This is a genomic window from Neptuniibacter sp. QD37_6 (assembly GCF_047778085.1).
Classification (GTDB): Bacteria; Pseudomonadota; Gammaproteobacteria; order Pseudomonadales; family Balneatricaceae; genus Neptuniibacter.
In genome coordinates this window covers 1,117,411-1,134,298 of record NZ_CP180550.1, presented here as the reverse complement: position 1 = coordinate 1,134,298, position 16,888 = coordinate 1,117,411, and the positions used below count along the sequence as shown (strand labels likewise).

Below are 16,888 nucleotides of genomic sequence, written 5' to 3'. Positions count from 1 at the left end.
ATCATGAGAAGAACAAAAATCGTTGCCACTCTTGGCCCAGCCTCTGATTCCCCAGCGGTAATCAGCCAGCTGATTCAATCAGGTGTCGATGTTGTCCGCCTGAATTTCTCCCACGGTACTGTGGCCGACCATAAAGCCCGCGCACAACGTGTACGGGATGCAGCCGCCGCAGCCAATCGCTACGTTGCTATTCTTGGCGATCTGCAGGGTCCGAAAATACGCATTGCCCGCTTTATTGATGGCAAGGTGCTACTTAAAGCAGGTCAAGCTTTTACCCTTAATGCAGAGCTGGATACAGACGCTGGCAACCAACAACAAGTCGGGCTTGATTACAAAGGCTTAGTAGATGACTGCCAAGCCGGAGACATGCTACTCCTAGATGATGGCCGCCTAACTATGCGGGTTGAACATATCAGTGCCCCTGAAATCCATTGCACAGTAGTTCTTGGTGGCTACCTATCTAATAACAAAGGCATTAATCGCCAAGGCGGCGGATTATCAGCAGCCGCGCTAACAGATAAAGATAAAGCCGATATTTTATCTGCCGCGGAGATCGGTGTGGATTACCTAGCCGTATCTTTCCCTCGCGATGCCGCCGATATGCAGGAAGCTCGCGCTCTACTCACTCCGACAGGCAGTAGTGCAGGTTTAATAGCCAAGATTGAACGTGCGGAAACGGTCAGCAATCCAGAAGTACTAGACCAAATTATCGAAGCCTCTGATGGCGTTATGGTTGCGCGTGGCGATCTAGGGGTCGAAATTGGTGATGCCGAACTCATCGGCGTGCAAAAACAGATCATCCAACGGGCGCGACAATTAAACCGTGTCGTGATAACGGCAACCCAGATGATGGAATCGATGATCACGAATCCGATGCCAACCCGTGCCGAAGTGTTTGATGTCGCCAACGCGGTTCTGGATGGTACTGATGCAGTCATGCTCTCGGCTGAAACAGCCGCAGGTGATTATCCGATCGAAACCGTACAAGCCATGGTACGCGTCATAGAGGGGGCAGAAACTCAGCCGCAAACCCGCACATCCGGACATCGCATGCATCAATCATTCTCTAATATTGATGAAACCATCGGGCTAGCTGCCATGTATGCCGCCAACCACCTATCAGGCGTTAAAGCCATTATCGCTATGACCGAGACAGGTGCAACCCCGTTATTGATGTCTCGCATCCGTTCAGGGTTACCCATTTTTGCCCTAAGCCCTAATCAGGAAACCTTGCATCGTACGGCTATCTTCCGTGGTGTCGTGCCTCTTTATTTTGAAGCCTCTTCCATCTCTCACGAACAGATTAACCAGTCTGCAGTAAACAGTTTAATCGACGCGAAAATCGTCACCGAAGGTGATTTGGTCATGATCAGCAAAGGGGATTATCTCAATGTTCACGGTGGAACCAACACACTAAAAATTGTTCGTGTTGGCAGTGATATCAAATAAGAAATTGAACAGGAGGAGATGTCATGGAATCAACTAATACCTATGAACCCGCTGCTTGGCCAAGAGATTTTGACTTTCGAATAGAAGTGTCCGAGCAGCAAGAATTGCTAGAGATACCGCATCCCCCTGCGAATGAAGCCGAAGGTACAAGTCATGAGCAAGATTAAACAGATCATCGGGCGCGAAGTCCTAGATTCACGTGGTAATCCAACGGTTGAAGCGGATGTCATTCTGGAATCAGGCGTTTTCGCCTCTGCTTGCGCTCCCTCAGGTGCATCCACCGGCTCCCGGGAAGCTCTAGAGCTACGGGACGGCGATAAACAACGCTACCAGGGGAAAGGCGTTTTAAAAGCGGTTGCCCATGTAAACAGATCCATCAACCAAGCTCTACGAGGCCTAGATTGTTTAGACCAGCAACAGCTAGATCAATGCTTGATCAAGCTGGACGGTACTGAAAACAAAGCCAACCTAGGTGCCAATGCAACCTTAGCGGTATCTTTAGCAGCCGCTAAAGCGGCTGCTATAGAAAAGCAAATACCTCTGTATGCCCACATTGCAGACATAAATGGCACACCCGGTGAATACCTAATGCCGGTACCAATGATGAATATTCTTAACGGCGGTGAGCATGCCGACAATAATGTGGATATTCAGGAATTTATGGTACAGCCCCTGAATTTCAGCAGCTTTTCTGAAGCGTTGCGCTGTGGCACAGAGGTTTTCCATAGTTTGAAAACAGTGCTGCAACAGCAAGGCTTAAACACCGCAGTAGGTGATGAAGGAGGCTTTGCTCCAAATTTAGGTAGCAATGAGCAGGCGTTAATCATTATTCAGAAAGCGGTTGAACAGGCTGGGTATGAGCTAGGTACTGATATTAGTCTGGCGTTAGATTGCGCCGCCTCCGAATTTTACCAAGACAACCTCTATCAACTCAGTGGCGAGAATAAACAATTTAGTGCCAGTGAGTTCGGCAACTATCTAGCTGAACTGGCTTCTAAATACCCAATTCGCTCAATCGAAGATGGCATGGACGAATCTGACTGGCACGGCTGGTCAGAACTTACACAAAAGCTGGGCGATAAAATCCAATTGGTCGGCGATGATCTGTTTGTGACCAACAGCAAAATTCTACAACAAGGAATAGAACAGAATATTGCTAACTCAATACTGATCAAATTCAACCAAATCGGCACCCTATCTGAAACACTTGACGCTATTCGCCTAGCCAAAGCCGCGGGTTATAGCGTCGTAATTTCCCACCGTTCAGGTGAAACCGAAGACACCACCATTGCGGATTTAGCCGTTGGCACTGCTGCGGACCAGATAAAAACCGGGTCTTTGTGTCGCTCTGATCGTGTCGCGAAATATAACCGTCTATTACGTATCGAAGCGGAGTTAGGAGAGCAAGCTCCCTACCCTGGCAGCCAAATTTTTAAATGAAGCAACACCTTTAACTACACCTTGTAAAAACCCATGCGAATAAGTCGATATCCGCATTACTACTATAAAAATAGAAACTGGAGTTACTTATGAAAACCATGAGAAAAACCATTCTGAGTACAGCGATTGTTGCAGCTACTGTATCAATGTCTTCCACAGTATCAGCCGAAGGCAGAGTACTGCTGAAAACCCCGATTGCTTTTGCAACTAACTTACCGGCATTAGGCTCGCCAATTGTTGAGGTTGCAGAGCGCCTAAACAAAATTAGTGGTGGCAACATCAAGATGAAGGTGTATGAGCCAGGTAAACTTGTTGCTCCACCAGAAATCCTTGATGCCGTATCTACAGGTAAGATTAATTCAGGTTATGCAACAGCTGGTTATTGGCAAGGTAAGATCCCAGCATCCGCATTGTTTTCAGCGGTACCATTTGGTCCTGAAGCGGGTGAATACTTAGCTTGGTTGTACTATGGCAATGGCCGTAAGTTATGGCAGGAAATGTACGACTCTCATGGCTATAACGTACACAACGTTCCTTGCGCGATCAACCCACCAGAAACCTCTGGCTGGTTCTCTAAACCAATCGAAAAGCCAGAAGACCTTAAAGGCATCAATATGCGCTTCTTTGGTCTAGGCGCTAAAGTCATGGAAAAAATGGGCGTGGGTACCGTGCAGCTACCTGGCGGTGAAATTTTTGGAGCCTTGGAAAAAGGTGCAATCGATGCCACGGAGTTTTCTCTACCACAGATCGATCAACGCTTAGGTTTCCATAAGATCGTTAAATATAACTATTTCCCAGGATGGCACCAGCAAGCAACCCTGCATGAGCTGCTAATTAATAAAGATACTTGGAACAAGATGTCAGCGACACAACAGGAAATCATCGAAACTACATGCAAAGCATCGATCACGGAATCTTTGGCCGAAGGTGAAGCTAGCCAGTTTGAAATACTCGCTAAGTCCGCGGAAAAAGGCGTTGAGCTACGTTATTGGAACGACACTATGCTGACTGCTTTCAAATCATCTTGGGACGAAGTAGTTGTTGAGCAAAGCGAGAACGCTTTCTTCAAGAAAGTATGGGATGACATGAGTCAGTTCCGCGGTGGTTATGATTTATGGGAATCCTTAGCTTACCTCCCACGTAGTAAGCCTCAAAACTAAACATAAAATATGCCTGATTCACACCGAGTCAGGTCTATGTCATACCTGTTCAGAACGGTTATCCAACCGTTCTGAACACCTCTTTCTCTATCAGAATTTCCAAGGGTGGGTCCCGTGAATAATCTGTCTTCCTCTCATCAAGAGCAGGTTGCATTTGCTGATGCAATCGATCTGTTCATACGTAGGACTGGGATGCTTATCGCATCGGTATATGTCGTATTAGTAGGGGTGATCATCACCCAGGTGGTTCTGCGTAAAGGTTTTGCTAGTGGTTTAATCGCCTTAGAAGAGTTGCAATGGCATTTGTATGCCGTAGGTGTCATGTTTGGTTTAGCTTATGCGCAAGTCAATAACGCCCATATCCGTGTTGATCTCTTCTATGGCAAATTCAGCCTACGCACTAAAGCATGGGTCGAAATTTTTGGCATGCTATTTCTGGTTTTCCCTTTTATTGCCGTTGTCTTTATCCACAGCCTGGAATTTGTTCATTCTGCCTGGGTCATCAATGAACATTCCGACGCGCCTTCGGGACTTCCATACCGCTGGCTGATTAAGGCAGTCATACCTGCCAGCTTCGGCCTGTTATTTATGGCCTGTGTGTCGCGGTTTATTCGAGATATCTGCTTTTTGTTACGAGGTAAGCACTGATGGAAATCAATGAGATTCTTGTCATTGCGATGTTTCTATCATTCATCGCACTACTTTTTACCGGCATCCCCGTTGCCTATGTACTGGGTGGTATTGGCGTTATTTTTGCCCTAGTAGGCTACCTATCTGATATCTACTTAGGCACGTTAACTGGGTTAGATTTCACCACCTTAGGACTTGTGGTTAACCGCTTGTTTAAGATCATGGATAACTGGATTCTGGTCGCCCTACCGATGTTCATTTTTATGGGCAATATGCTAGATAAATCCGGTGTAGCAGAGCAGCTGATGGAATCCCTACAGGAACTGTTCGGAAAAGTACGCGGTGGTCTAGCGATCACAGTCACAGTGATCGGTATTATCCTAGCGGCCTCCACTGGTATTATAGGTGCGTCAGTCGTTCTACTCGCTATGATGTCACTACCTTCTATGCAAAAACAGGGCTACTCACTGCCTCTTGCATTGGGCACAATCGCCAGTGCCGGTACTTTAGGTATTTTAATACCGCCAAGTATTATGCTGGTGATCATGGCCGACCAATTAGGTTTGTCTGTAGGCGATCTGTTTATGGGTGCGGTCTTCCCAGGTCTAATTTTGGGCGGTTTGTATATCGCCTATATCCTGATCACAGGCTTTATTAATCCTGAAGCGGCCCCAGTCCCTAAGGATGTCCAGCCTGTTACTATGAATACGGTAATCAAGGTATTAAAAGCAATCACCCCAACAGTACTACTTATCTTTGTTGTTTTGGGTTCCATATTCGCTGGTATAGCAACGCCGACAGAGGCCGCAGGTGTAGGTGCCTTCGGTGCTACGCTGCTTGCAATATACAATCGCAAATATAACTTCAAAGTATTAAAGGAAGTTTTACACGGTACTTACAACACCACTGCTTATATCTTTGCCATCTTTATTGGTGCAACCTGTTTTGCCCTGGTATTACGAGAGTTGGGCGGTGATGAACTGATCGAAAGTTTCCTAACCGGCTTACCTTTCGGTGATTACGGTATAGTCGCGTTTATTCTGCTGATTATATTCCTGCTGGGCTTCTTCCTAGATTGGATAGAAATCACGCTGATTATTCTGCCTCTATTAGCGCCAGTCATCTCAGCTTTGGGATTAGATATCAATGGCTACGGAGTTGTGGATAACCCAGAACTAGTCTGGTTTGTAATGCTGGTTGCTATGGCCCTGCAAACATCATTCCTCACCCCACCGGTTGGATTTGCCCTGTTCTACTTAAAAGGTGTTTGCCCACCAGAAGTAAAACTAACGCAAATTTACCGTGGCGTTATTCCTTTCATCCTACTGCAATTAGCTGCACTAGTGATGCTCGTCTTCTGGCCTCAATTGGTCACCTGGCTACCCGCCTTTGCTTATGGCTAATAAGATTTAGATATCAGATACCTACAAAACTCCTCTTTATGAGGAGTTTTTTCTTTCGCAATATAGATAAACACCTATGCGCCTATCTGTAATCCCTAATTTTGAGGTTAAACCAATACTGGCATCCTTAACCTCAAGTTAGTTAGTAAAGGTTAATTCTTTCAAGGCACTCCCCTTCGCTTTGATTGCGTAACTGATTACTTACTCAGGAAGATCCTTTACAGGAGATAGGTAAATTGAAATCACAAATAGCGATAGTCACAGGTATTTTATTAAGCTTAAACGCAGCAGCTGATGAAGAATGGATCTTCGGTATCGGAGCTGGCGTTACAAGTTATGAGAGTGCATATAAAGGTGTAGGCACTGAAACTACTGTATTCCCGAGCTTTTACGCACAGAAAGGTAACTTTTTGTTAGCAGGAAACAAAGCTCAATACACTCTTTACGGTAATAGTAAATTCCAAGTCAATCTATTGGGCCAATACCGTTTCGAAGGCTATGAAGCTGACGATTCCTATATGCTCAACGGCATGGAAGAGCGTGATGGCGCAATTGAAGCTGGTGTCAGTGCATCGTTCGATACACACTACGGCATATTGTCAGCCTCTTTTGTGACAGATATCTCTGATACCCACGAAGGGCATGAAATATCTGTTGGCTGGACTAAACCTTATCAGCTTAATTCCAAGTGGGTGCTAAAACCCTCAATGGAACTAAGCTGGCGCAGTGACGACCTGAACAATTACTACTACGGCGTAAAATCAAACGAAGCCACCGCTCAGCGCGCTGTGTACAAAGCAGATAGCAGTACGACCTACCGCGCGGGGGTTGATGCTTTTTATATTGTGGATAAACAACAAACCATCCAGATGGGTATAGGGGTTAAAGGTTGGGGCAGCGAGATCGAGGATAGCCCTATTATTGATCGCAACAACAGCCCAGAGGTAAAAGCCGCTTACACTTTCCGTTTCTAGTCGATCTAGTTGGAGGTTACGGCAGATAAATAACAGGCCACTTTTATATTGCCGTGACCTCAACTCTATATTTCAACTACCCCGTACCTATCCCTCTTATCCGTAGTTTTTCGCCCTGAATTTCGTAAAGAAACTAGGCTAATAGCGCGAGAAAAAAGCAATTTTAGCTGCTAAACCTGTTTTGCATTCCACATATTGACTCCCCTGCGCCCTTCCCTCATGGTGCGCCCTTTTTTTAAAATGTGGAGCCCTAGGCTTAACTATGAACGCAGTGATTATTGCAGTGCTAACCATGTTGGTGCTGAGCCTTTTTAGAACCCATGTGGTTATTGCTCTTTTGATTGGCGCGCTTGTCGGCGGCTTGTCAGGAGGATTGAGTCTAGATGCGACAATCAATGCTTTTAATGCTGGGATTGGCGGCGGTGCAAGCGTTGCCTTGAGCTATGCATTACTTGGTGGCTTTGCAGTCGCAATTGCACAATCAGGCCTACCACACTTGTTAGCGAATAAAGCAATAACAGTGATTGGCCAAGATCCTACGCCAGCACGCGTCAACAAGATCAAAACACTGCTACTCCTAATCATCTTAGCAGTAGCCATTTCGTCACAAAACTTAATCCCGATCCACATTGCGTTCATTCCCCTACTGATACCACCTTTGCTTTTGGCGATGAGCAAACTTAAATTGGATCGACGCTTAATTGCCTGCGTACTGACCTTTGGCCTAGTCACCCCTTACATGCTTTTACCGGTAGGGTTTGGCGGAATATTCCTTAACGAAATTCTACTTAAACATATCGGTCAAGGCGGACTCGATACAACAGGCATATCTGTGATTCAAGCGATGAGCATACCTGCTGCAGGGATGTTGTGTGGATTATTGATCGCTGTGTTCATCAGCTATCGTGGTAAACGTCGATATGATCAATCAAAGATCAAAACTGTCGAAAACAGCGTAAATGACTTTAATTCTAAGAGCATTTTCGTCGCACTCTTAGCAATCGGTGTAGCCTTCGTAACACAGCTAGTTACCAACTCCATGATCATGGGAGCTATGCTTGGCTTTATCCTATTTACTGTTACTGGCGTGATCCGCTGGAAAGAATCTGACGGCGTATTGACTGATGGCATGAAGATGATGGCAACCATTGGCTTTATCATGATTGCCGCATCAGGTTTTGCTGAGGTGCTTAAAGAAACCGGTGATATCGCTGCGCTAGTGACTAGTTCAGTGGACGTTATTGGCCAAAATAAACCAATAGCGGCCTTCTTGATGTTATTGGTGGGTTTGCTAATTACTATGGGCATCGGCTCATCGTTCTCAACTATCCCAATTATTGCAGCGATCTACGTGCCATTAGCTATTCAGCTAGGATTTAGCCCTTTAGCTATCGTTGCTCTAGTCGGCACAGCTGCAGCTTTAGGTGATGCGGGCTCCCCTGCGTCTGACTCAACCCTAGGCCCAACATCAGGATTAAACGTCGATGGCCAACACAATCATATCTGGGATACGGTCGTACCGACATTCCTACACTACAACCTGCCTCTACTCGCCTTTGGTTGGTTTGCAGCAGTAACGTTATAAAAGCACAGAACAGACAGGCCTTAGCTTATAGTAAGGCCTGTATCCTGCCTCCGAGAGCACTGCTTCGATCTATATGCACTCTTTAGCAAAGATAAAAAATAACCCTTAAGAACTAAGACTAAGGATCTATTAAAATTACTTTATTAGCCGAACAACTAGGCGCATAATCCGCGCCAAATCTTTATAACGCCCCTCAGGGTTCGAGACATTAGCATGTTGCAGAAAGGCCGAATTTCCTCTCGATCGATTATCAATACAGTCATCGCGTACAGCATAACCGGCTTTATTCTATGCCTTGCTTATACACAGACCAGCCATGAAGCTGATTTTTTAGCCAACTACCGTCTAGTATTAACGCTTATACTCATCCCAATTATAATAAAGTTCTTGATCCAACTGATCGCAGCCCCCCTCTCAGGAGTCATTGATTTCTTTCGAGACAAACCCGTTTTAAGCCAAGAACCCTCTGTGAGTGTATTAATTCCAGCATGGAATGAAGAGGTTGGTATTATAAACACCCTACGATCTGCGTTAGCTGCCGACTATAACAACTATGAAGTGATCGTCATCAATGATGGATCAACTGATAAAACCCACCAGCTCCTGAGTGAATTCATTGCACAGTTCAATCCCAACAACCCAATAAAACTACGTTACTTTGCACTAGAGAACGGGGGAAAAGCCAAAGCGCTTAATCATGCACTACAGTATGCGAAAGGAGAGATCGTAATCACTATCGACGCTGACAGCCTAATGCACCCCAAGGCTATTCGGAACATGGTGAAGAAATTTTCATCCGATAAGGTAGCTGCTGTTGCTGGCAACGTAGCCATCGGTAATGGCCATGCAGGGCTCGGGATTATCCAACAACTCGAATATCTCTGCGGCTTCTTTATGAAAAGAGCTGATTCTGTTTTCAATGCGGTTTACATTATTGGCGGAGCCGCTGCAGCGTATCGCCGATCCGTACTTATTGAAGCAGGTGGATTTGATCACAATGTCATTACTGAAGACATTGAAATATCTACCCGTATACTAGGCATGGGTTATCACTGCCGTTACGCACCTGACGCCATCATTTATACGGAAGGCCCTTCGGATCTAAAGAGCCTTTGCAATCAGCGTTTGCGCTGGAAGTATGGGCGTTTTCAAACCTTTATCAAACATCGTCAACTGTTTTTTAATAGTTCGAAAACCAATAACTATTATCTGTCCTGGTTGCTTTTGCCAACTGCGCTTTATGCAGAGTTTCTATTACTACTAGAGCTTCCCTTGCTAACCCTATTTTTCACCTACATTGTTTACACTGGTGACTATATCACCCTAAGTATTTGTATATTACTAATCTCGGCGCTTGTTAGTTTCCAGACTTCGTATGATTCCCAGCCACGCTTCCATGTGCGGATGCTCTATTACGCTCCCATCGCTTGGCTAATATGGTATGTCGTCGATGCGGTCGAGTTCCAAGCACTCATCAGAAGCTTAAAGCGACTAAAACGCAAAGAAGGTCTTCAATGGCAATCATGGAATAGAACAGGGTTAGCGAATCGATCACCTGCCGAGCCAGAGAAGCCGATGCTATAACGAAAAGACTCTACTCATTCGACTCCTAAATGGAGTCTACATTGGCCATCGTTCAGCTCTTTAAAACAAGGCTCTCAAATAAAGAAAAGAATTAACAAAAACCGACAACCTCAACGTTGACTAACAATTGCCAACCAAGGCTGTTGGGCACAAGGTAAACCTTCTGGGCGATAATAATGATCAAGAATACGAAAACCTGTATCCTCTAGATATTGAGCAGTAACCTCTAACTCCATATAGTGACCAAAACGCTCACCATTCCACCCTTCCGCCGCTCCTCTTGGGTTTGAAGTAAATAAGATCCCATTTGGTTTCAACGCAATATAGCATTTAGACAAAACCTCACCGAGCATCTGACTGGGGACGTGGAACATAGAAGCATTAGCAAAAATTCCATCAAAGCACTCTTCCCCTAAATCGAGATGACAAAACGACTGATTCAGCACAGGGCAACCACTATGTAATCGGGCCATCTCACAGAAAGTCTTACTTCCATCGAGCCCAGTAGGAAAATGACCTAAGGCTTTAAAAGAAAGAAGATCGCGGCCAGGCCCACAACCGAAATCTAAAATATCCAGCCCTTTTCGTTGCGGCAATGCACTTAATAAAGCATCAATATTCTGGCTAACATCATGATCACGAGTACCTTGCCAAAAAGACGCTGCATTCGATTCATAATGCCCTAGAGTCACGCGTTCGATTTCACTTAAACTTTCTTTGCTATAGCGATTGCCCATATAGAAATTCACACAAATGATTTTTTAAAATTGTCTTTTAAAATAATGAGATTAACTTACTCAGCACTCTATCTTAGCCCGCTTCAAATGAATCAATGCAAAATCAAATGAACCAGACATAACAAGATTGGCTTGTTCAGCCACAGACAGGATGCCATAAACGTTAAGTTTGTGGCATACACCATCAAACACCAATACCTCATAGAGAGTTTGGTAAGACCCCAAAATTCTAGACACTTTCTAGTTTCTAAAAAACTGCCTTTCAGCTTCCGCTGGTGACAGCCCATCATTAGTACCATGATTTCTTCGAGGGTTATAGAAACCTTCTATGTAATCAAATATCTCAGCTCTAGCCTCATCGCGTGTTCTGTAAATCTTCCGTTGAACTCGATCCTTTTTGAGTAACGAAAAAAACGACTCCGCAACAGCATTGTCATGGCAATTACCACGACGACTCATACTGGCTTCCAGATTATGATCCTTAAGGAACCTACGCCAGTCACCTGAGGTATATTGAACCCCTTGATCTGAATGAACAAGAACCTTTGTTGTTGGTCTTCGACCCCAAATAGCCATCAGTAACGCATCGATAACGAGGTCTGTTTTGGGTGAGCTTTTCATCGTCCAACCGATGACTTTACGTGAGAACAGATCAATCACTACCGTGAGATATAACCAACCTTCGTAGGTTCTAATGTATGTGAAATCAGTTACCCACACTTGATCAGGCTGAGTGACCTCGAATGCTCGATTAAGGATATTTTCGGCAGCAGGGTGTCGTTTTCCTCCTTTGAAACTAGGGTGACGGCGATAACCACGGACAGCCGACAAACCTTCGCTACGCATAATACGATGCACTCTGTTCTTTCCGCATAGCTCACCATCTCGTTTTAAATCGATAGTGATATTGCGGTAACCATACACACAGCCGCTTTCAAGCCAAAACTGTTTAATCTTTACTGCTAAGCGTTGGTCTTCGCGTGCTCGAGGGCTAAAAGGTTGCTTCAACCATGCGTAAAAGCCGCTGCGATGGACAGCCAATACACGACACATGACGGCTACACGAAATTTCTTGAGTCGCGACTTTATGAACGTGTACTTTTCTTTGACTCCCCTGCGAAGTACACCGCGGCTTCCTTTAAAATGTCACGCTCTTCAGTGACGCGGCGTAATTCAGCTTTGAGTTTTTTGATCTCAGCGGACTGGGCATCATCCGCTTGTCGGCAGCTATCGGGCTGGCTGTATTTTTGCACCCAAGCGTAAAGGCTTTTATAAGTTACACCGAGTCGCTCAGCGACATCAGTAATCGTATAGCCCTTATCCGTGACCTGCTTAACCGCTTGGATTTTGAATTCTTCTGGGTAACGTTTTCCGCGCATCGTACACCTCATTATTTTCGTCGATTATATATCTATGAGGTGTCTAGAGAACTGGGGGCTTACCAGACCTTCTTGAATAATTGAATTATGAAAGCTGAGAAAGAATACCAACCAATGAGATCATGTCCTCAATTGTTACAGCACCGAAAGCTATCAAGAAATACACAAGGCACTGATTTTTTTGTAGGAGACATTCATGGAGAATTTGATCAATTGATGAAAAGGCTCTCCATGGTAGGTTTCAATAGAGATTGCGACAGGTTAATTGCGACCGGTGATTTAATTGATCGCGGACCCGATTCTATTAAATGTTTAGAACTTTTAAGGAAACCATGGTTCTATAGTGTGCTCGGTAATCACGAGGCGATTTTTCTTAAAAGAGATACTGACCCTAACTGCCGGAGGTTGCATCAACAAAACGGTGGCTCATGGGCTAATTCGCTAACAAACAAAGAAAGAGAGCACTACCAACAATTGATTCAAGAACATATGAGCCTAGCAATTACAGTTGTAACAAAACATTTAAATGTTGGAGTCATACATGCGATGGCCCCAGATGATTGGCAGGAATTAGAAAAACCTATTGATGATTGGATACCATTCCTGTGGTCTACACAGAAGTACTCAGAATCTCAAAGAAAAAGTTCTCAGACCATCTCTAACATTGAATTTGTAATAAGCGGACACGTAGGCTGTAGCTATGTAGAAAGAGGAACTAATCAAGTCTGGATCGATACCCTACTTGGAAGCGGAAAACTCACTCTGGCACCGATCTCACAATTGCTATCTGCATAGAAATGCGCAGTTGTTATTCAAAGTAACTTATTGCTCAATCTTAAATTTTATCTTTACCAATTAGATACAAACCTAGAATAAGGGTTGTAAAACCTAATAGGAGAGATATCACTCCAACAATTTGCAGCTCACTCATAGAACGCCCTAACTTAATACTGAATAAGAAATGAATTAATGTTTAGATGAATTAGTCTCGACCTAATCTGACATATCTTCTTGAGAAAGAGAGAGTTACCCGTTTTGATAAAGGTGCTGAAATCTTAAATCAAAACAAAGGTAACTCTCATGTTGCATACTAGCAATCCCATCATTAAACACAAAGCAGGCTTACTCAACCTTGCGGAAGAACTTGGAAACGTCTCAAAAGCCTGCAAAGTAATGGGTGTCTCCCGTGATACGTTTTATCGCTATCAGGAACTTGTTGAGGAAGGCGGTGTTGATTCACTGATCAACCGATCTCGCAGAACGCCCAATGTCAAAAACCGTGTAGATGAGCAGATTGAGAACGCCGTCATTGAACACGCGATAGCTTTCCCCGCTCATGGCCAAGCCCGAACCAGTAACGAACTGCGTAAAGCTGGCGTGTTTGTATCGGGCAGTGGTGTTCGTTCCATCTGGCTACGTCATAACTTAGAAAACTTTAAAAAGCGCCTTTCGGCTCTGGAAGCAAAGGTTGCGAGTGAAGGTATCATTCTGACGGATGACCAAGTGGCTGCGCTTGAGAAGAAGAAACAAGATGACGAAGCCTGCGGTGAAATAGAAACGCATCATCCTGGCTATCTGGGTTCTCAGGACACGTTCTACGTGGGTAATCTAAAAGGGGTTGGCAGGATATATCAGCAAACCTTTGTTGATACGTACAGCAAGGTAGCGTTCGCTAAGCTCTACACGACGAAAACCCCAATTACCTCAGCCGATGTATTGAATGATCGTGTATTACCATTCTTTGAGGCTCAGGAGCTGCCTATGCTGCGTATCCTGACTGATCGAGGCACGGAATACTGTGGCAAGGTTGAGCAGCACGATTACCAGCTATATCTCGCCATCAACGATATTGATCACACGAAAACCAAAGCGAGACACCCACAGACTAACGGTATCTGTGAGCGCTTCCATAAAACGATATTGAACGAGTTTTATCAGGTTACGTTCCGTAAAAAGCTCTATGCTTCACTGGAAGAACTGCAAAAAGATCTGGACGAATGGCTGGATTATTACAACAATGAACGAACTCATCAGGGGAAAATGTGCTGTGGCAGAACGCCACTGGAAACATTGCTTGATGGAAAACAGATTTGGGCTGAAAAGAATTTAGCCCAAATCTAATCTGACAGTAGCACTGGAAAGAACGGGTAACTGTCAGATCAGGTCTGAGCTAGTACAGTTTAGAAGTCATGAAGCTGATCATATCACCTCTAATCAACAGGCCACATATACTATGTCACTACACAACAAGGTCAGCAATCTTCTTAAATCATCTAAGCAAGAAACTAATTGTCGGCTCTACCCCGCGGGATAGTAAATTCTGCCATCTTGACCCATGTTTAAATAATCTCGATGTTTTCACTACTTTAAGGATACAGACATGCCTAAAGTCTTCTTCAAGTGTTGAAGTCAATCGATCGTAATAACTGGTCTGCTAAACTAAATAAAAAGCACCTACCCGCTAAGCAAAGCTTTTACTTAGATAACCCACCTCGATCCAACCACATCTGATAGATTTCCGGAGTCCATTTACTCTGAAAATAAGCAATAGCTGCGTCCTGCTCTTTGTCGCCGAGTACATCTCCAAACCCAGGCATAGTTCCACCGAATTTAGCTCCTCCTTCTTGGACAGTTGCTTTTAAGCCTTTTAGCGGATGATGCCATGCATGAGCCGAACCATTTAGAGGTGGAGGTGGATATTTGCCATTAGGAAGAGTTTTTCTCCATTCTTTAGTCCCTTGCGCCCCTGCGCCGTGGCAAGCGGCACAATTATTCAGAAATACATCTTTTCCAAGATCTACCTGAGATTGGGTATACCAACGACCATCAACCTTAGGTTCAGATTCAAAACACCCTGTAATTCCAACTACCAAAGTCAGAACAATTCCTGTTCGTATAATCATTTTTCTAATTCTGCCTTCACCTTCAAGTACTCTTCTTCAGAAATCTCACCGTTTGCATAACGCTCATTAAGGTTCTCTATAGCTGTAGAAACTTGATTACTTCTGCCAAATATTGCTTTCCCTATCAACATAATCACTACAACAATAATCAATAGCCAAATTATCATCCCTAATCCATGCCATCCTGAAGAAAACATCCCATCTGCATGCCACATGATCAGCCTCCTGCTTAATAGTTAGCGTATTCTGAGAAAACTCCGACCTCGCCTTCAGAGTCGACGGAGTAAACTTTGAAAGCATGTTTTGGTGCTCCCGGCATATCCATGCCTGGACTACCTGAAACCATCCCAGGGACCGTTAGAAGCTTTATATCTTCATTTGATAATGCTTTTTTAATAGCCTGTGCAGGTACATGCCCTTCAATCACCTTACCGTTGATTTTAGCTGTATGGCATGAATACCCCTGTTTGGGTACTCCCAACTGCTCTTTCAAAGGAGTCACATCAGCAACCACATGGTCTCTAACTACAAAGTTATGTTCCTTCAAGTGAGTTATCCAGGTTTTACAACAACCACAACTTTCACTGCGATATACATCAATTTCGTGTTGAGTATTGATTCGCCCTTCCAACCAATACGGATCCCCTGAATATGCCGGGAAAGCGACTGTCACTAAACATAGAGCAACAACTCTTTTTATTTTCACAATTGCATCAACCATTACTGTAAAACCTCTCCACGTCCTTCATGACATAACTCTTCTAAAATCGGGCAATCATGGTCCGCATTACCTGGACATGATTTTGACATTTTCATTAAAGCTGACTTGATATCTTCTAGATGTTTAATCTGGCTCTTAACACGATCCAAATTATGCTGCACTTTCTCTTTTACAGCGGCAGAAGAACGGTCAGGGTCATGCTGAAGATCAAGAAGCTGCTTGCACTCATCAAGCGAGAATCCAAGCCCTCTGGCACGTTTAATAAAACCAAGAGTTTCTAACTGATCTTCAGTGTAAAAGCGATAGCCATTGTCAGACCGTCTAGCCTTAGGAATTATTCCTTTTTCTTCATAAAAACGGATTGTTTTACTGGTCAAACCAGTGAACTTAGCTGCTTGTGAGATATTCATTTTGATATTCCCTGCATAATTAACATGCACCCATAGCTGAAGCTTATGGGTATTATCTTGAATAAGCAGGAAGCATTACGCCCCCGATGATTAGCTCATCAGGAACTGAGGGGGTCTATCTTTCTGAGTAATATAAAGCGACGCTAAAGAGGCTCTATATATTGGTTCGCTGAAGGAGAGGTGAGCTATCTCTATAGCTGTAAGGCTAGAAATAGCAGAACATAAATGCCCGCCACACGAGCTTTCTAGCTCACAACCTGGCTGACCGGCACAATCGATGGCCGTATGCTTATCACCATCCATCTCCACCATAGAATGCATATCCGAAGACATATGTTCCATTGGCAAAGCTGCGGCCACACTCATCTGCGTTGTGCCAAACAACGTCATCAGAAGTGCAAAAATGGTAAAAAGCCATTTTATATTCATATTTCTAATATAGCTCCACGCTCCCCACTATGACAATAGCAGTTAGAAATAGTTTTTTTATTTTTCCGTTTTTATTGACCTTGC

At 44.3% G+C, this 16,888-nt stretch carries 19 protein-coding genes; 11 read left to right on the top strand and 8 right to left on the bottom strand.

Going from position 1 to position 16,888, the window contains the following annotated elements:
- Positions 1-3 precede the first annotated feature (3 nt).
- The 9 genes from pyk (at position 4) to ACMXYO_RS05110 (ending at position 10,225) form a co-directional block, all read left to right on the top strand.
- On the top strand, positions 4-1,449 hold the full coding sequence (pyk, locus tag ACMXYO_RS05150; protein WP_415887448.1) for a pyruvate kinase: 1,446 nt from the start codon (positions 4-6) through the stop codon (positions 1,447-1,449).
- A gap of 23 nt (positions 1,450-1,472) precedes the next feature.
- Positions 1,473-1,616, top strand: coding sequence for a hypothetical protein (locus ACMXYO_RS05145; RefSeq protein WP_415887447.1), 144 nt, complete (start codon positions 1,473-1,475; stop codon positions 1,614-1,616).
- Positions 1,603-2,889 carry a phosphopyruvate hydratase gene (gene eno / locus ACMXYO_RS05140; protein WP_415887446.1) on the top strand — a complete coding sequence of 429 codons (1,287 nt, stop codon included), beginning with the start codon at positions 1,603-1,605 and terminating at the stop codon, positions 2,887-2,889. The genes ACMXYO_RS05145 and eno overlap by 14 nt, the downstream gene beginning before the upstream one ends.
- A gap of 89 nt (positions 2,890-2,978) precedes the next feature.
- Positions 2,979-4,049, top strand: a complete 1,071-nt coding sequence (locus ACMXYO_RS05135; RefSeq protein ID WP_415887444.1) for a TRAP transporter substrate-binding protein — start codon at positions 2,979-2,981, stop codon at positions 4,047-4,049.
- A 114-nt stretch (positions 4,050-4,163) separates the two neighbouring features.
- On the top strand, positions 4,164-4,697 hold the full coding sequence (locus tag ACMXYO_RS05130) for a TRAP transporter small permease subunit (protein WP_415887443.1): 534 nt from the start codon (positions 4,164-4,166) through the stop codon (positions 4,695-4,697).
- Complete coding sequence (locus ACMXYO_RS05125; protein WP_415887442.1) at positions 4,697-6,082, top strand: TRAP transporter large permease; 1,386 nt, start codon at positions 4,697-4,699, stop codon at positions 6,080-6,082. The genes ACMXYO_RS05130 and ACMXYO_RS05125 overlap by 1 nt, the downstream gene beginning before the upstream one ends.
- A gap of 236 nt (positions 6,083-6,318) precedes the next feature.
- Positions 6,319-7,056 carry a MipA/OmpV family protein gene (locus ACMXYO_RS05120; RefSeq protein WP_415887441.1) on the top strand — a complete coding sequence of 246 codons (738 nt, stop codon included), beginning with the start codon at positions 6,319-6,321 and terminating at the stop codon, positions 7,054-7,056.
- Between the two features lie 262 nt (positions 7,057-7,318).
- Positions 7,319-8,641, top strand: a complete 1,323-nt coding sequence (locus ACMXYO_RS05115; protein ID WP_415887440.1) for a Na+/H+ antiporter family protein — start codon at positions 7,319-7,321, stop codon at positions 8,639-8,641.
- Between the two features lie 468 nt (positions 8,642-9,109).
- Positions 9,110-10,225 carry a glycosyltransferase gene (locus tag ACMXYO_RS05110; RefSeq protein WP_415887439.1) on the top strand — a complete coding sequence of 372 codons (1,116 nt, stop codon included), beginning with the start codon at positions 9,110-9,112 and terminating at the stop codon, positions 10,223-10,225.
- A 110-nt stretch (positions 10,226-10,335) separates the two neighbouring features.
- Here the strand turns inward: ACMXYO_RS05110 and ACMXYO_RS05105 are convergent, their stop codons facing one another.
- The 3 genes from ACMXYO_RS05105 to ACMXYO_RS05095 all read right to left on the bottom strand — a co-directional run bounded on the left by ACMXYO_RS05105 (position 10,336) and on the right by ACMXYO_RS05095 (position 12,341).
- Positions 10,336-10,962: a class I SAM-dependent methyltransferase gene (locus ACMXYO_RS05105; protein ID WP_415887438.1), complete on the bottom strand. Its 627-nt coding sequence runs from the start codon at positions 10,960-10,962 to the stop codon at positions 10,336-10,338.
- A gap of 60 nt (positions 10,963-11,022) precedes the next feature.
- A complete protein-coding gene (locus ACMXYO_RS05100; RefSeq protein WP_415887437.1) occupies positions 11,023-11,199 on the bottom strand; it encodes a hypothetical protein in 177 nt (58 codons plus the stop codon).
- A 3-nt stretch (positions 11,200-11,202) separates the two neighbouring features.
- Positions 11,203-12,341 (bottom strand): IS3 family transposase gene (locus tag ACMXYO_RS05095; protein WP_415887196.1). Its coding sequence is split into 2 segments (ribosomal slippage): positions 11,203-12,104 and positions 12,104-12,341, totalling 1,140 coding nucleotides; the frame shifts between segments, so codons are not numbered across the junction.
- A gap of 87 nt (positions 12,342-12,428) precedes the next feature.
- Here ACMXYO_RS05095 and ACMXYO_RS05090 point away from each other — a divergent pair.
- A complete protein-coding gene (locus tag ACMXYO_RS05090; protein ID WP_415887436.1) occupies positions 12,429-13,136 on the top strand; it encodes a metallophosphoesterase in 708 nt (235 codons plus the stop codon).
- A gap of 285 nt (positions 13,137-13,421) precedes the next feature.
- Positions 13,422-14,462, top strand: coding sequence for an IS481 family transposase (locus tag ACMXYO_RS05085; RefSeq protein ID WP_415884719.1), 1,041 nt, complete (start codon positions 13,422-13,424; stop codon positions 14,460-14,462).
- Between the two features lie 353 nt (positions 14,463-14,815).
- On the opposite strand, the gene ACMXYO_RS05080 is transcribed toward ACMXYO_RS05085, so the two are convergent.
- The 5 genes from ACMXYO_RS05080 to ACMXYO_RS05060 all read right to left on the bottom strand — a co-directional run bounded on the left by ACMXYO_RS05080 (position 14,816) and on the right by ACMXYO_RS05060 (position 16,804).
- Positions 14,816-15,244 (bottom strand): c-type cytochrome, encoded by a 429-nt coding sequence (locus tag ACMXYO_RS05080; RefSeq protein ID WP_415887435.1) that lies wholly within the window; start codon positions 15,242-15,244, stop codon positions 14,816-14,818.
- Positions 15,241-15,459 carry an SHOCT domain-containing protein gene (locus ACMXYO_RS05075; RefSeq protein ID WP_415887434.1) on the bottom strand — a complete coding sequence of 73 codons (219 nt, stop codon included), beginning with the start codon at positions 15,457-15,459 and terminating at the stop codon, positions 15,241-15,243. Before ACMXYO_RS05075 ends, ACMXYO_RS05080 begins: the two co-directional genes overlap by 4 nt.
- Positions 15,460-15,473: 14 nt before the next feature.
- Complete coding sequence (locus ACMXYO_RS05070) at positions 15,474-15,965, bottom strand: DUF411 domain-containing protein (protein ID WP_415887433.1); 492 nt, start codon at positions 15,963-15,965, stop codon at positions 15,474-15,476.
- Positions 15,965-16,375 carry a Cu(I)-responsive transcriptional regulator gene (cueR, locus tag ACMXYO_RS05065; RefSeq protein WP_415887432.1) on the bottom strand — a complete coding sequence of 137 codons (411 nt, stop codon included), beginning with the start codon at positions 16,373-16,375 and terminating at the stop codon, positions 15,965-15,967. Before cueR ends, ACMXYO_RS05070 begins: the two co-directional genes overlap by 1 nt.
- A 90-nt stretch (positions 16,376-16,465) precedes the next feature.
- Positions 16,466-16,804, bottom strand: coding sequence for a hypothetical protein (locus tag ACMXYO_RS05060; RefSeq protein ID WP_415887431.1), 339 nt, complete (start codon positions 16,802-16,804; stop codon positions 16,466-16,468).
- Positions 16,805-16,888 lie beyond the last annotated feature (84 nt).

Excerpts from the sequence above, each read along its gene's own strand:
- pyk (WP_415887448.1), top strand. The coding sequence starts at position 4 with ATGAGAAGAACAAAAATCGTTGCCACTCTTGGCCCAGCCTCTGATTCC.
- ACMXYO_RS05105 (WP_415887438.1), bottom strand. The coding sequence starts at position 10,962 with ATGGGCAATCGCTATAGCAAAGAAAGTTTAAGTGAAATCGAACGCGTG.
- ACMXYO_RS05060 (WP_415887431.1), bottom strand. The coding sequence starts at position 16,804 with ATGAATATAAAATGGCTTTTTACCATTTTTGCACTTCTGATGACGTTG.
- ACMXYO_RS05090 (WP_415887436.1), top strand. The coding sequence starts at position 12,429 with ATGAAAGCTGAGAAAGAATACCAACCAATGAGATCATGTCCTCAATTG.
- ACMXYO_RS05075 (WP_415887434.1), bottom strand. The coding sequence starts at position 15,459 with ATGTGGCATGCAGATGGGATGTTTTCTTCAGGATGGCATGGATTAGGG.
- ACMXYO_RS05085 (WP_415884719.1), top strand. The coding sequence starts at position 13,422 with ATGTTGCATACTAGCAATCCCATCATTAAACACAAAGCAGGCTTACTC.
- ACMXYO_RS05115 (WP_415887440.1), top strand. The coding sequence starts at position 7,319 with ATGAACGCAGTGATTATTGCAGTGCTAACCATGTTGGTGCTGAGCCTT.
- eno (WP_415887446.1), top strand. The coding sequence starts at position 1,603 with ATGAGCAAGATTAAACAGATCATCGGGCGCGAAGTCCTAGATTCACGT.
- ACMXYO_RS05070 (WP_415887433.1), bottom strand. The coding sequence starts at position 15,965 with ATGGTTGATGCAATTGTGAAAATAAAAAGAGTTGTTGCTCTATGTTTA.
- ACMXYO_RS05145 (WP_415887447.1), top strand. The coding sequence starts at position 1,473 with ATGGAATCAACTAATACCTATGAACCCGCTGCTTGGCCAAGAGATTTT.
- ACMXYO_RS05135 (WP_415887444.1), top strand. The coding sequence starts at position 2,979 with ATGAAAACCATGAGAAAAACCATTCTGAGTACAGCGATTGTTGCAGCT.
- ACMXYO_RS05125 (WP_415887442.1), top strand. The coding sequence starts at position 4,697 with ATGGAAATCAATGAGATTCTTGTCATTGCGATGTTTCTATCATTCATC.
- cueR (WP_415887432.1), bottom strand. The coding sequence starts at position 16,375 with ATGAATATCTCACAAGCAGCTAAGTTCACTGGTTTGACCAGTAAAACA.
- ACMXYO_RS05080 (WP_415887435.1), bottom strand. The coding sequence starts at position 15,244 with ATGATTATACGAACAGGAATTGTTCTGACTTTGGTAGTTGGAATTACA.